Here is a 14230-nt window from a genome sequence, read left to right as displayed (position 1 = left end):
ATGAAAAAACAAGGAATATTAAACAGTCATATTTCCAAAGTGCTTACTGATTTAGGCCACACTGATACGATTGTCATTGCTGATATTGGATTACCCGTTCCACTTGGGGTTCCAAAGATTGATTTAGCGCTTAAATTGGGAGTTCCCAGCTTCGAAGACCTCGTCGAAATCATTTCAGAGGATATGGTCATTGAGAAAGTTATCGTGGCAGAGGAATTAGCTGCAAAAAATAAAGGCACTTCTGAATACTTGAATGACAAATTTAAGGAAATACCTATAGAGGCGATTTCACATGAACAATTTAAATTGTTAACCCGGCATGCGAAGGTCATCATTCGTACGGGGGAAGCTAAGCCGTATGCAAATTGTATTTTACAAGCCGGGGTCTATTTTTGATAAAAAGGGGGTTCAAAGCGTATGCACATTACGATGAAAGATATTTATAAATCTTTTGGGGCTAACCGTGTGTTGACGGGTGTGGATTTTGAGCTGAAGGATGGTGAAGTTCATGCCCTAATGGGAGAGAATGGTGCAGGAAAGTCTACTCTGATGAACATTTTGATTGGACTGCATCAGCGTGATCAAGGAACCATTAGTATAGATGGTCAGGAAACATACTTTAACAATCCCAAAGAGGCTGAACGTTTTGGGATCGCTTTTATCCATCAGGAGTTGAATGTGTGGCCGGATATGACAGTTCTAGATAATCTGTTTATTGGTAAGGAACGAACCTCCAAACTAGGGATCTTAAATATGAAAGAAATGAAAGCGTTAGCAAATGAACAGTTTCGTAAGCTCTCCGTAACGCTTCCCTTAAATCAAGAGGCGGGGGAATGTTCGGTAGGGGAGAAACAGATGATTGAGATTGCAAAAGCGCTTATGACTCATGCAAAAGTTATCGTCATGGACGAACCGACAGCGGCATTAACCGAACGGGAAATCCAGAAATTGTTCGAAGTCATAACTTCCCTTAAAAAGGAAGGCGTCTCCATCGTGTATATTTCGCACCGTATGGAAGAGATTTTCACGATATGTGACCGAATAACGGTCATGCGAGATGGGAAAACAGTAGACACGAAGCCCATTCCAGAGACTAACTTCGATGATGTAGTTCGGAAGATGGTAGGGCGTGAATTAACTGACCGGTTTCCTGAGCGTACCTCCAAACCCGGAGAGGTTGTTCTTGAAGTTAAAAATGCCACGAAAAAAGGGCAATTTAAAGATGTTAATTTCTCCGTTCGTTCTGGTGAGATCTTAGGCTTCTCAGGATTAATGGGATCTGGACGAACAGAAATGATGAGAACCTTATTCGGATTGGAATCGTTAGACCGTGGAGAAATTATGGTGCGGGGAGAAAAGGTCACGATTCGAAATCCCAATGATGCGATGAAGGCGGGGATAGGATTCGTTACGGAGGACCGTAAAGATGAAGGGTTAGTGCTTGATTTCTCTATTCGAGACAATATGGTGCTTACAAATTTATATAGCTTCGCTCCTAAGGGTGTAATCATTGATAAAAAAGAACAAGAATTTGTAGACATACTTATCAAACGGCTACACATCAAGACACAGTCTTCCTCCACTTTAGTCCGAAATTTATCCGGGGGGAATCAACAAAAGGTGGTCATCGCCAAATGGATTGGGATCGGCCTAAGTGTGCTTATCCTCGATGAACCTACCCGTGGAGTTGACGTAGGAGCTAAACGGGAGATCTATCAGCTCATGAATGAATTAACGGAACGTGGAGTCGCCATTATCATGGTATCGTCAGAGCTTCCTGAAGTCTTAGGAATGAGCGACCGGATCGTAGTGGTTCATGAAGGGGAAATTAGTGGAGAGCTATCACAACAAGAAGCTACGCAAGAAAAAATCATGACGTTAGCTACAGGGGGGCAATAGTAATGACAACTATCAAAGGTGAGAGAGAAAATAAAGGTTTTCAAATCGGGCAAATTACACAGAAACTAGGTCCATTACTAGGGCTGATTATTCTAATTATTATCGTTACGGTGTTGAACCCAAGCTTTATGGAGCCCCTTAATATCCTGAACTTGCTTAGACAAGTTGCCATAAATGCGCTTATCGCTTTTGGGATGACCTTTGTTATTCTAACGGGTGGTATCGATTTATCGGTGGGGTCTATTCTAGCCCTATCCAGTGCCTTCACAGCTAACCTGATGTTGTCTGGTTGGGATCCTGTCTTAGCCATTATAGTAGGTTGTTTAGCGGGTGGCGTGATGGGGATGGTCAACGGACTGATGATTACAAAAGGTAAAATGGCACCATTTATCGCTACGTTGGCGACCATGACGATTTTCCGGGGATTAACACTTGTATACACAGACGGTAATCCGATCACAGGTCTCGGAGACAGCATGACCTTCCAATTGTTTGGCCGTGGATATTTACTGGGAATACCTGTACCTGCTATAACAATGATCATCGTCTTCGCAGTCTTATGGGTTGTATTGCACAAAACTCCATTTGGCCGTAAAACCTATGCCATTGGTGGTAATGAAAAAGCATCTATTATTTCAGGGATTAAAGTAGACCGCATTAAAATTATGATCTATTCATTAACCGGTATGTTGTCCGCATTGGCAGGAGCGATCCTGACTTCCAGATTGAACTCAGCGCAACCCACAGCAGGCACATCTTATGAGTTGGATGCTATCGCAGCTGTAGTATTAGGCGGTACAAGCTTAACTGGTGGTCGCGGACGTATCGTGGGCACATTGATTGGTGCACTGATTATCGGGATTTTGAACAATGGATTGAACTTGCTCGGCGTATCCTCTTTTTACCAAATGGTGGTCAAAGGGATCGTTATTGCCATTGCCGTACTCATAGACCGTAAGAAAGCCGTATAAGGGGGATTCCAACATGAAAAAGTTAACTTTAATTCTTACTTCCTTACTATTAATTCTCATGACAGGTTGTTCCTTGGAGCCTCCAGAGTGGGCTAAGCCTAGCAGTGGTGGAAGCATGGAGAACATGAAGATTGGATTATCCATATCTACATTGAATAACCCCTTCTTTGTATCCGTTAAAGATGGTGTTTTGGCCGAGGCTAAGAAGCAAGGCTTGGAAGTCCTTGTCATTGATGCCCAAAATGATTCTGCTAAACAAAGTAATGACGTCGAAGATTTGATGCAAAAAGGTGTGAATGCGTTATTGATCAATCCAGTGGATTCATCAGCGATCTCGACGGTAGTGCAAACAGCTAATAGTTTAAATATTCCCGTCGTTACGTTGGACCGTTCCGCAGATCAAGGGGATATCAAAGCTCTTGTTGCTTCTGACAATATAAAGGGTGGCTCTATGGCGGCACAATATATTGTAGAGCAGCTTGGGAAAGGTGCGAAGGTCATCGAGCTAGAAGGATCCCCAGGAGCTTCAGCGACTCGGGAACGCGGTAAGGGATTCCATGAGATTGCGGACAGCCAACTAGAGGTCATTGCTAAGCAAACAGCTGATTTCGACCGTACGAAAGGCCTGACCGTTATGGAGAACCTTCTACAAGGAAATCCTGGCGTACAAGCAGTTTTCGCTCATAATGATGAAATGGCGCTAGGTGCTATTGAAGCCATTCAAAGTTCAGGCAAGAATATCCCTGTGATTGGTTTTGATGGAAATGAAGATGCACTTAAATCCATCGAAGCTGGTAAATTAACAGGAACTGTTGCGCAGCAGCCTGAATTAATTGGCCAACTAGCCATTCAAGCCGCTAAGGATGTATTAGAAGGCAAAACCGTAGAGAAGCTGATTGCGGCACCGCTTAAACTAGTTGTTAAAGAGTCAAAATAATAACCATTATAGAAAAAGACTGCGCTCACCGATTTGGTGAGCACAGTCTTTTTTGCTGTACATTGCAGCTTATTCTTCAATAACTCTATCCGGTAGCTGTGTAACATAACTGTCTGACAAATGGAGCAGCTGTAAGGCACGCTCGAATTCGTCTTCTGTGGATTGCAGAGGTTGGTTGCCGTTACCAGATAAAGTATAATGCTGGCCATCCTCGAAGCCACTGCCGGATAAGAAGAGCTCTTCGTTATTTACGAAAGATCCTGTAGGCAAGTAATACCGTTGTGGTAGTAAGTTATAAGTTGATTGATTCAAGAGATCTTGTCCGAAATGAATATGATCTGTAAGAGAGACACCCAATAAATTAGATACGGTAGGTAAAATATCCACTTGCCCGCCTAGTTGTTCTTTTACACTAGGAGTTGTAATCCCTGTCGCTGACATGATCAACGGAATATTAATCAATTCACGTTCCGAATATTCATGGCCGAGAATCTCTTCCAGTAGGAGATGATCATTCTCTTTTAGAGAGAAGATAGGCAGTCCACGATGATCCCCGTACAATACGATCAAGCTGTTATCCCATACACCGTTTTGTTTGAGCTCATCGATAAAAAGTCCCAGCGCATAATCAGCATAATTCTGAGCCCGAATATAATCGCCAACAAGCGTTCCTTCGAATCGCTCTGGAAGTGTCATTTTGTATTTATCCTCTGGGATGGAGAACGGATTATGAGATGACATCGAAATTACATGGGAGTAGAAAGGTTGCTCATTCTGATCCATTCTTGCCAGCTCTGCAGCTGTTTTTTCATACAAAACTTCATCAGAAGCGCCATAGAATACTGTGTCATCTTCCCCGAAGTAAGTTTTATCATAATAACGATTGAATCCCAAAGCACTATAAAGCTCCCCACGGTTCCAAAAGTCGACTTCGTTCGTATGGAATGTTGCCGTATCGTAACCTTGTGCTTGCAGCAGCTTGGGTAAGCTTGGAAGCTCTTTAGGAGCGTACATTTGGGTAGCTGGACCATCAGGGGGTACATAAAAAGAAGTGTTCACAATAAACTCTGCGTCTGAAGTGTTGCCTTGTCCAACCTGCTGGTAGAAACGCGGGAAGTAGAAGCTGCTGGCGGCAAGCTTGTTCATATTTGGTGTGATTTCTTGTCCATCAATCTTTAGATTGATTAAGAAGTTCTGGAAAGACTCCATTTGCAGAATGATTAGATTTTTTCCTTTGGCGGCTCCAAATAAAACCGGATTAGAGATAGCTTGAATTCCTTTGGTTTCATCAATAGTGGATTGCGTAATCTCAGAAACGTCAATTTGTTCTTCCTCTTGATCAGCTAGCAGAGAGTAGGCTTCATAATTAAGAATGCCCATTTGTTCCGCTTTAATCGTTTCGTTCATACTGGCACGGTTTGGAAAAATATTCATTGCACAAATGATGATGGAAATACAGAACAGGACTGCCACCGCTTTACGGTTACTTTTGCGCGACATGGCTTTTTTCCAATCCAGCGCTTTCTGTTTTCTAAACATCACCAAGCTGATGACAATGATATCCACAAAGATAAGCATATATTGAGGACGAAGGACCGAAAATATACTTTTCTTTACGGCTCCCACTTGTTTGACCTGATCTAATACTTGCGAAGTAGCAATGATGCCAAAATGATTATGATATACAATTAATGAGAAAAATAGAGTAGTAATCAATACATTGACAAGCATGTAAATTGCAATTTTTCGTTTCGTAGCGAACCATTCAATCAAGCAAAAGACTAGAAGTACAAAAGGGATTTCTTTAAGCCAAGTGGTCCAAGTAGGGCCATCTTCAAATAGAAAATACCAGGCAAAATAGCTTTTTACAAGCATAATGAGAGAGAAGAATAGCAGGGATCTTTTACTAAGTGTACGAGGTTCTTTAAACGGCATTGCTTATGCCCATCCTTTTCTTTTTAGATTAGTTCATTCTATTACATTGAAGCGTTTAAAATCAACTAGATTTGGGTATGTCTGAGTGAAATTTTCCTGAATATTACAGTTTAGGTGGACTAAATAGTTCACGATATATAAAAATTTTTTATGAAGATGAACTTTTTACAGTGCTCCTGACTCATATAGGGGAGAGAGGTGAAGGCATGGATGTTGTTCGATTGGTGAAAAAAGCCAAAAAGGGAAATAAAGAAGTTTTGCTGCAATTAATCATGTATGAAAAAGATGCTTTTTATAGGCTTGCGTACAGCTATATGGGAAATGCGCATGATGCTATGGATGCCATGGAGGAAATGATAGTTACGTTATACGAGAAGATTGATCAACTTAAGAAAGAGGAGTCTTTTTACAGCTGGAGTAAGACGATTTTGGTAAATGGCTGTAAAAGGCAACTTCATAAACGAAGCAAGCTGGTGTTATTAGAGGACTGGAGCATCACTGACGAGAAGGAAAAAGCTGATGTTGCATCAGGCGATCCATATCATAAAAGTGAACAGCAAATGGATATGCAGGCGTTACTGTTACATGTGAACGAGCAGCAAAGAGAAGCAATTCAATTGAAGTATTTTCATGATCTCGATTATCAAACGATAGCTGAGATCACACAGGTCTCGATCGGAACTGTTAAATCAAGGATCTACAATGGATTACAAACACTGAAATATCATTACAGAGGTGATGTTGATGAACAATAACGTTGAAGAACGATTAGTGGATGAGAAGAGGAATTTAGAGTCCATAACTGCACCTGAGGGTTTAGAAATAAGATTAAGAAATGCTTTAGACTCGGCACCCCCAAAAAGAATTAAAAGAAAAAGCTCGCCCCTCTGGAAGATTGCAGCCGTCATTTTATTAGTGATAGTAGTTTCTGGAAACAGCTATAATGCCTTCGCTTATTATGGAAAAAAGTTATTTGGTTTTGATGAGGTGTTAGAGGGAACTCTGCAACAACTCAATGAACAAGGAATGGGACAAAGCATAGACAAAAAGACGACGTTAGCAGATGGCACAGAACTTACGATTAACGGAATTATGGCTGATGCCAATCAATTTATTGTGTATTATACGTTAATCAATCCTAAGGGACTAGAGGAGACGGGAGATCATTTTAGTCCTTCTAAAATAGAAGGGTTTCTCACGAATTCTAACATAAGAAGTGGCGTATCTTTAATCAACGACGAACATACAGAAATAAAAGGCACGATGACATTTGATAGCGTAAGCCCATTTTCGAAAAAACTAACCCTTCATTACTGGGGACCTCTACAGAAAGGGCAGATGAGTGAAGGGAGCATAACGTTTTCTTATAATCCAAATCAAGCGATGGTGACTCAGATCAAGCAATCGATTAATAAAAAGGTCAAAGCCGACAAAGGATCAATTACCTTCAAGTCGATCACGGCCACACCCACCATGACGGTGATTAAAGGGAGTATGAATGTCGAGAATTTCGATCGAATAAGATTAGGGTTAGAAGGCATTCAATTAATTGCCAATGGAAAGCCTGTAGAAATATTAGGCAGTAGCAATAAAACCTCGCTGGGTGGGAGATCATTTGATATTCGTTATGACACCTTGCCAAAAGAACTACATTCATTGCAGCTGGTTGTTAAAGAGTTTGTTGGATATCAGAAGCTGGAAGAGAAGTATCCTCTAAATGCTGATAGTAATGAGCCGATTCTACTGGGGGATAAAGAATTATGGATTAAGGATGTGTCCAAGACCGCTCAAGGGATTGAAGTAACTATTGCTACTGAGGATGATGTAATGTTGGATGGTGTGTCTATTGAAAATGCATACGAAAACACGGCTTTAAAAACAACAATTAATCAAAAAGAGTCAGAACTAACGAACGGTAAACTAATGAAGGAACGCACCTTATTATTTGATACACAAACGAAACCTGAAAGTATTCTGATAGAAGGAATACATTATATGAAGGAATATAACAAGGTGATTGAGATTCCTGTGGATTAAAAAGGAGTGCCATATCCATAATTTATAAAATATAGTAAGCTATAATAGTCTGAGAAAGTGAGGGGGTTATGGAAAATATAGGATCTTTTAAGGTGAGTCGTCCGTCGTTAATGTCGCTTCTGTTTTCTATGATTTTTTCAAGTGGCATACTATTGTTAAATACCAGAAATAATATGGAGTATAAAGGATTACTTTATTTTGGTTATATATGGTCGATCTTCTGTCTGATTGTTGTAATCATATTGCTCTTTAGGATCATTACGATTAGAAAGTTCATTGAGGTTCGGATTCTTCCGGACTCTATAGTAGTAGAAAACAAAGAAGTTCAAGCGAAACAAATTGAGAATATTTATGTAAAGGGTTATTTCATACCCGTAATAGGCATTAAACCTGTAGATCACAAATTTCCTCCCTATAGATTATGTTTTAGTTTTCTTGACGAAGAATACAAGGGAATGAAAGAATTAACCGCATGGGCCGAAAGTAATCAGATTAAACTATCTAAAAAAAGATTTATGAGATGGCTTTAACCGGGCTCTGACCAGTCCACCATACCGCGCTATATGCGTACAGCGGAGAGGATGGGTGTCCCAAAAGCCGAAAATGGCTGCTGGGGCACCTCATTTTTTTGCTCCATCATCGAACCCCCAAACGTCGATCGTTTCCTCCATCTGCGAATCCTGAAACGTCGTTTGCTGCTATCACCGATTTCCCAAACCTCCCTGATCTATTCTCCATCACCGATTTCTCAAAGTTGGCTCACTTCCGCTATCATCACCTTTAAGCCACACTTTCTTGGATCACATTTGCACACCCGGAAGCATCTATCGGACTCAGATGACCCTTAGACGCGTCAAATCCCACTTTTGGAATTCTAACGGACCGCATAGCCGTTATTAGCCTGAAAAACACCCCGAAAGCATCCTTTTCGAGGGAATAACTGCACTGGGGTCCGAAACCTTGCTCCAAAGCCGAAATCTTCGCAAATAACGTCATCTGGGTCCGAAAGTAACCATCTTCCATCATCGAACTCCCAAGCCACACTTTCTTGGATCACATTTGCGCGCCCGGAAGCATCTAACGGACTCAGATGACACTTAAACGCGTCATATTCCACTTTTGGAATCCTAACGGTCCGCATAGTCGCTATTGGCCTGAAAAACACCCCGAAAGCAGCCTTTTCGGGGGAATAACTGCACAGGAGTCCGAAACCTTGCTCCAAAGCCGAAATCTTCGCAAATAACGTCATCTGGGTCCGAAAGTAACCATCTTCCATCATCGAACTCCCAAGCCACACTTTCTTGGATCACATTTGCGCGCCCGGAAGCATCTAACGGACTCAGATGACACTTAAACGCGTCATATTCCACTTTTGGAATCCTAACGGTCCGCATAGTCGCTATTGGCCTGAAAAACACCCCGAAAGCAGCCTTTTCGGGGGAATAACTGCACAGGAGTCCGAAACCTTGCTCCAAAGCCGAAATCTTCGCAAATAACGTCATCTGAGTCCGAAAGTAACCGTCATCCATCATCGAACTCCCAAAACATCGATCGCTTCCACTTTTGGAGTCCTGACTGCCGTATAGCGACTGATTACGCCAATACGCTAATAGGTAGAATGATGGAAAATACTTAGTTTTTTTGTTGCAAATACAACAATTATGGTATACTATTTTCCTGTCACATCTGCATAACACCATATAATTAGAGCTCAAAATAAGAGTTTATTTGTAAATTGATATTTTAAAAGGAGAAAACGATATGGCTATCAATATAAAAAAGTGCACGTTCGAAGATCTGGGTTCACTTCAAGGAATTAGTGTTGAAACATTTAATGAGACATTTAGTAATCAAAATTCACCTGAAAATATGAAAGCCTACCTGGATAGAGCTTTTAACTTAAAGCAATTAGAAAAAGAATTGTCGGATAGCTCATCAGAATTCTATTTTATTTATTTTAATGAAGAAATCGCTGGGTATTTAAAGGTTAACACCGAGGATGCTCAATCTGAAGTAATGGGTAATGATTCACTTGAAATTGAGAGGATTTATATTAGAAAAAAATTTCATAAACAGGGGCTTGGGAAATATCTAATAAATAAAGCTATAGAAATAGCGATACAATGTAATAAAGAGAAGATTTGGTTAGGGGTTTGGGAAAAAAACAAGAACGCTATTAGCTTTTATGAAAAAATGAAGTTTGTTTATACAGGTACTCATTCTTTTTATATGGGTGAAGAAGAACAAATAGATTTTATTATGACCAAACAACTATAACATTTGTCTAAAATGATGTTAACTAAGAGGAGCGATAGGAGGCTTAGAATGAAGCAACTTTATATAAAACAAAAGATATTCAGTCTAAGTGGTAAATTCATGGTAAAGAATCAGCAGGAGCAAGATGTCTATTACGTAGAGGGCAGTTTTATGCAAATTCCCAAGACATTCTCCATTATGAATACAACAAGAGATGAAGTTGCACTTATAACGAAAAAAGTGTTCAGTTTTTTACCAAAGTTTTTTGTAGAAGTAGATGGTCGAGAGGTGTTGACGATTAAGAAGGAGTTTTCTTTCTTTAAAGCACGTTATACGATTGATGCGGCTGACATTGAGGTACATGGTAACTGGTGGGACATGGATTTTCAGGTTTTACAGCGTGGTGTAGTCATCGGTAAAGTGAACAAAGAGTGGTTCACTTGGGGTGATAGCTATAAGGTTCAAATATTGAATGATGAGATGGAAACGCTCATGATTGCGTTTGTTGTCGCTATTGATTGTGTGAAGGCTGACCAGGCATCTACATCACATCAGTGAAGACTGAATATTAAAGTTAAGCTGAGTGTAATTGGTCAGTTTATTTATGATGCGCTGAACGTACCATAAGTAGAGGCAAGTTAGGTTTCTGATAGTGCCTATGTTAGATCTTATTGTTGATTTTCATTTTTTAGAAAAACGCCTATTGCGCCCAAGCGCTCTCTCCGCGAATGCATATGATGATTATGCCTACTCATTGAAAGGAGCGATCACATATGGGATTTTTTCCAACACCGGGAGCTGGCGGGGGATTTCCAGGATTCCCAGGCGGTCCTGGCGGACCTGGCGTGCCGGGAGGACCAGGAGGACCAGGGGGACCAGGGTTTCCGGGTGGAACCCCCGGACAATTTCCGGGGGGTGCACCGGGAGGCGTTCAAGCGCCGACGGCTCCTCCACCGCAATTCGTGCCGCAAATGTCATCCACCACATTTGCCATTGATCCCGGCGGGATCAGACGTTGCCTGTTCCGCAACACATACATTTGGCTGAACAACGGCGAGCAATTCTGGTTCTTTCCGGTATTCGTCGGACGTAATTCTATTGCAGGGTTCAGATGGAACGGTTTTTTCTGGTCGTACTTCGGCATTGATTTGAATCGGATTAGCTCGTTCACGTGCTTCTAAGGCAGACAGCGATAGAGAACAGCCAGCAGGCTGTTCTCTATGTTGTACAAATTATCGTGTCCCGGGAGTTGTGAATTACGCAAAAGATACATAGTAAAGAATCGTTTCCCCTGACGCTAACGTCAATGCTGGATAAAAAAAAGGACTACTCTACGAAGGATAGCCTTAAAGCTTGCTGTTACAGACAGCGCGTTGAGCCATATCATAAATCACGGTAATGCGGAGGGCTGGGCACGTTGGGTGATCCATTGTGTTATGAATTCAATTAGTTTTTTTGCCGCTGGAGAGGCATTTTTAATGGAGGCGGCTGCAATACCAATAGAACGATAATACTCGCCTTCCAATGGGCGATAACATACATTGTCGGGGAGATGTGACAAAATCATTTCGGGGAGAATGCTTAACCCTAAACCATTTTTTACCATGGCGATTATGGCATGATCATCTTCTAATTCCTATTTGATCGTGGGCGTGAGTTTATTTTGCGAGAAAATTCGCTTTACATCGGTGTCACAACCCGCAATGGGCATGATAAAAGGTTCATCAATCAATTGCTCAAGGCGGATGGTTGATTGGCGCTCGAGTGGGTGATTCTGCCACATAATGCAGACCATCCTATCTTTTTGAAGAGGGACCACATGAAAAGCATCTCGAGTAGGCAGATTAACAAATCCCAAGTCAGCAGTTCCATCAGCAATCCATTCTTCTATTTCAGAGTAGTTACCATCAAGTAGTTTTATTTCAATATGTGGAAACTGATTTTGAAATTGTTTAATGATTTGGGGCATCCATTGGATCGATACACTAGAGAAAGTGCCTATTTTCACAGTTCCGATTTCGACACCCTTTAATGCAGCTACTTCTTGATTGAGTTTTTCATTAAGTTGGAGGATTTCTCTGATATGTGGGATTATACGTTCGCCATCGTTGGTTAACCGGATACCCGATCTGTTTCTTATGAGAAGACACAGTCCGAATTCAGCTTCTAAGCTAGAAAGCGCATGACTGATGGCTGATTGTGTTAGATTCAATATCTCTCCTGTTTTGGTAATGCTGCCGATCTCAACTACCTTACTGAAAATCTGATATTTTAAAAGATTCATATATTTCTCTCCTCAATAATGTATGAAAAAAATTCATTAAACTAATAATTAATATTCATTATTTTTATCTTAATTATAATAGTATAATCTGTTTTATATAAAAACATCTACGATTAAAGGGGAGTTTGAGCGGAATGGTTCATGAATCAAACGGATCTTATTATGCAGTCATATTTTCGAGTCAACGTACGGAGGGGGATAACGGATATAACATTATGGCTGAAAAAATGGAGCAGCTTGCGTCCGGGCAACCTGGGTTTTTAGGAGTGGAAAGTGTCAGGGATTCTTCAGGAGCGGGTATTACGATTTCTTATTGGGAGAGCTTGGAGGCGATTAGTAACTGGAAACAACATCAATCTCACAAAGTTGCTCAGGAGAAAGGTAAGAAAGAATGGTACCTAAATTACAAAGTAAAAATTTGTAAAGTTGAAAGAGAGTATTTACCAAATAGATAATAACGAGCCCGCACAACGCTTTTGGAAAAAGGTAATAGAAGAATACACTGGCGGAAATTTCACTGAACGAATTGAAGCAGGGAGAAAGACGCAGGTGTTTGTTAATTGAGTTGAATCAATCTTAAGCCAGGATACAGTAGATCAATAAAAAGCGGCAGTCGTGGACTTTATTTACTAGTCCAGGGCTGCCATTGTTTTTTAGGGTCTACAGAATTGATGTTATAGGTCAGTTACTTGGGTATTTTTGAGTAGTACAAAATCACTTCTAATGTTAAAATTACCCAAAAAGTATTTTAGGAGGCTAAGACGGGAATTATGCTAAATATACAGCAGATTGTAGAACTTATTCCTCATCGGTATCCGTTTATTTTAGTGGACAGAATTATAGAGTTGGAGGAGAACAAAAGAGCAGTAGGTATTAAAAATGTATCCATTAATGAACCGTTTTTAAGCGGCCATTTTCCTGAGCATCCTGTTATGCCGGGTGTTTTAATTGTGGAGGCATTAGCCCAGGTAGGCGGAATCACAATGTGCAAAAACGAGAAGCTGAGGGGCAAGATAGGGTTATTAGTTGGCATTGATAATGCCCGTTTTAAGCGCCAAGTAACACCTGGGGATCAGCTTCTTCTCAAATTCGAAGTCAATCGGATGAAAGGTGAAATTGTAAATGGCAAAGGCACCGCAACAGTAAATAGTGAGCTGGTATGTGAAGCTGAGATTTCTTTTGCATTTGTGCAAAAAGGAGGTTCAAAATGAAAAGGATGCCGTTTGTACGACCAACCGAACATTACGATCTGCAAATTAAGGATATTGACGAGCAAATATGTGCATTGATCAAGCAACGAAAGGAAATCTCGAATAATAATCCAGGATTCCCACCGTTTGAATCTATCTCTAAATGGGCAGAAAATTATGAGCTCTATGAGGATTTTTTGAAAGCGGTATTTGGGACGCTGCTAAGTGAAGAGCATTTTAAGCCGATGGTTGAGCCAATTGATTTTAGAAAACATATTGCAGTTCTTAAATCAATTGAGAAAGATGAGTTTTTTTATACACTGACCTCTATACGCCAATACAGTAATGCTAGTGTGGTCACCCTTAATATAGATTGGGACATGACAACTGAGCTTGCAACAAATTCTCATAACCATAGCTTTTTCGAGCTGTTTATAGGAGAAGAATATGATAGTCGAATGATGAATGGCGGAAGTTCAACCGGACAAGCTTGCTATAATTACGTAATTTCTCCACCGCTTTCTGACGATCCTTCAGGTGTTATATTAGAGTTCAGGGAATATGGTAAACCCTTCAAGAACAATGAGACAGGAAATCGAATTGTTTTTAGGCTGTAGTACTTATTTATTCTCCGGAAAATATTGCTTATAGCTGCCTCCATTGCTATTATCAAAAGTGGAGATCCGAGCGAGGTTAGTTTGGCTCCGCTCCAAATCACAGT

General features: G+C 40.7%; 14 protein-coding genes and 1 pseudogene. 13 read left to right on the top strand and 2 right to left on the bottom strand.

The window, feature by feature from the left end:
* Genes rbsD through rbsB form a run of 4 tightly spaced genes read left to right on the top strand, consistent with a single transcriptional unit; the run spans window position 1 to window position 3807 of the window.
* Window positions 1-396, top strand: coding sequence for a D-ribose pyranase (gene rbsD, locus MKZ09_RS22305; RefSeq protein ID WP_076201461.1), 396 nt, complete (start codon window positions 1-3; stop codon window positions 394-396).
* A gap of 21 nt (window positions 397-417) precedes the next feature.
* Complete coding sequence (locus MKZ09_RS22300; protein ID WP_076201463.1) at window positions 418-1899, top strand: sugar ABC transporter ATP-binding protein; 1482 nt, start codon at window positions 418-420, stop codon at window positions 1897-1899.
* A gap of 2 nt (window positions 1900-1901) precedes the next feature.
* On the top strand, window positions 1902-2870 hold the full coding sequence (locus MKZ09_RS22295; RefSeq protein WP_076134346.1) for an ABC transporter permease subunit: 969 nt from the start codon (window positions 1902-1904) through the stop codon (window positions 2868-2870).
* Between the two features lie 13 nt (window positions 2871-2883).
* The gene (rbsB, locus tag MKZ09_RS22290) at window positions 2884-3807 is read left to right on the top strand and encodes a ribose ABC transporter substrate-binding protein RbsB (RefSeq protein WP_076134347.1); all 924 of its coding nucleotides are present in this window, start codon (window positions 2884-2886) and stop codon (window positions 3805-3807) included.
* Window positions 3808-3876: 69 nt separating this feature from the next.
* On the opposite strand, the gene MKZ09_RS22285 is transcribed toward rbsB, so the two are convergent.
* Window positions 3877-5742 carry an LTA synthase family protein gene (locus MKZ09_RS22285; protein WP_076201465.1) on the bottom strand — a complete coding sequence of 622 codons (1866 nt, stop codon included), beginning with the start codon at window positions 5740-5742 and terminating at the stop codon, window positions 3877-3879.
* A gap of 206 nt (window positions 5743-5948) precedes the next feature.
* Between MKZ09_RS22285 and MKZ09_RS22280 the strand changes: the two genes are divergently transcribed.
* From MKZ09_RS22280 to MKZ09_RS22255, 6 genes are all read left to right on the top strand, one after another.
* On the top strand, window positions 5949-6497 hold the full coding sequence (locus tag MKZ09_RS22280) for a sigma-70 family RNA polymerase sigma factor (protein ID WP_076201468.1): 549 nt from the start codon (window positions 5949-5951) through the stop codon (window positions 6495-6497).
* Window positions 6487-7779, top strand: coding sequence for a DUF4179 domain-containing protein (locus MKZ09_RS22275; protein WP_076201470.1), 1293 nt, complete (start codon window positions 6487-6489; stop codon window positions 7777-7779). The genes MKZ09_RS22280 and MKZ09_RS22275 overlap by 11 nt, the downstream gene beginning before the upstream one ends.
* Before the next feature lie 68 nt (window positions 7780-7847).
* Window positions 7848-8309, top strand: coding sequence for a hypothetical protein (locus MKZ09_RS22270; RefSeq protein ID WP_076201473.1), 462 nt, complete (start codon window positions 7848-7850; stop codon window positions 8307-8309).
* Window positions 8310-9540: 1231 nt separating this feature from the next.
* Window positions 9541-10056, top strand: coding sequence for a GNAT family N-acetyltransferase (locus MKZ09_RS22265; RefSeq protein ID WP_076201477.1), 516 nt, complete (start codon window positions 9541-9543; stop codon window positions 10054-10056).
* 48 nt (window positions 10057-10104) lie between these two features.
* Window positions 10105-10593, top strand: coding sequence for an LURP-one-related/scramblase family protein (locus MKZ09_RS22260; RefSeq protein ID WP_076201480.1), 489 nt, complete (start codon window positions 10105-10107; stop codon window positions 10591-10593).
* A 215-nt stretch (window positions 10594-10808) separates the two neighbouring features.
* Window positions 10809-11216, top strand: a complete 408-nt coding sequence (locus MKZ09_RS22255; RefSeq protein ID WP_076201483.1) for a transporter — start codon at window positions 10809-10811, stop codon at window positions 11214-11216.
* Window positions 11217-11425: 209 nt separating this feature from the next.
* On the opposite strand, the pseudogene MKZ09_RS22250 reads toward MKZ09_RS22255, so the two are convergent.
* A pseudogene (locus MKZ09_RS22250) lies at window positions 11426-12319 on the bottom strand (LysR family transcriptional regulator).
* A gap of 134 nt (window positions 12320-12453) precedes the next feature.
* Here MKZ09_RS22250 and MKZ09_RS22245 point away from each other — a divergent pair.
* The 3 genes from MKZ09_RS22245 to MKZ09_RS22235 all read left to right on the top strand — a co-directional run bounded on the left by MKZ09_RS22245 (window position 12454) and on the right by MKZ09_RS22235 (window position 14126).
* Window positions 12454-12774 (top strand): antibiotic biosynthesis monooxygenase family protein, encoded by a 321-nt coding sequence (locus MKZ09_RS22245; RefSeq protein ID WP_076134357.1) that lies wholly within the window; start codon window positions 12454-12456, stop codon window positions 12772-12774.
* A 315-nt stretch (window positions 12775-13089) separates the two neighbouring features.
* Window positions 13090-13530, top strand: a complete 441-nt coding sequence (gene fabZ, locus MKZ09_RS22240) for a 3-hydroxyacyl-ACP dehydratase FabZ (protein ID WP_341041297.1) — start codon at window positions 13090-13092, stop codon at window positions 13528-13530.
* Entirely contained in the window at window positions 13527-14126 is a 600-nt protein-coding gene (locus MKZ09_RS22235; RefSeq protein WP_076201488.1) for a chorismate mutase, read from the top strand. Before fabZ ends, MKZ09_RS22235 begins: the two co-directional genes overlap by 4 nt.
* Window positions 14127-14230: the final 104 nt, after the last annotated feature.

Source organism: Paenibacillus sp. FSL R5-0908, assembly GCF_038006245.1.
GTDB lineage: Bacteria > Bacillota > Bacilli > Paenibacillales > Paenibacillaceae > Paenibacillus_AQ > Paenibacillus_AQ odorifer.
This window is presented reverse-complemented; position numbering and strand designations above follow the sequence as displayed.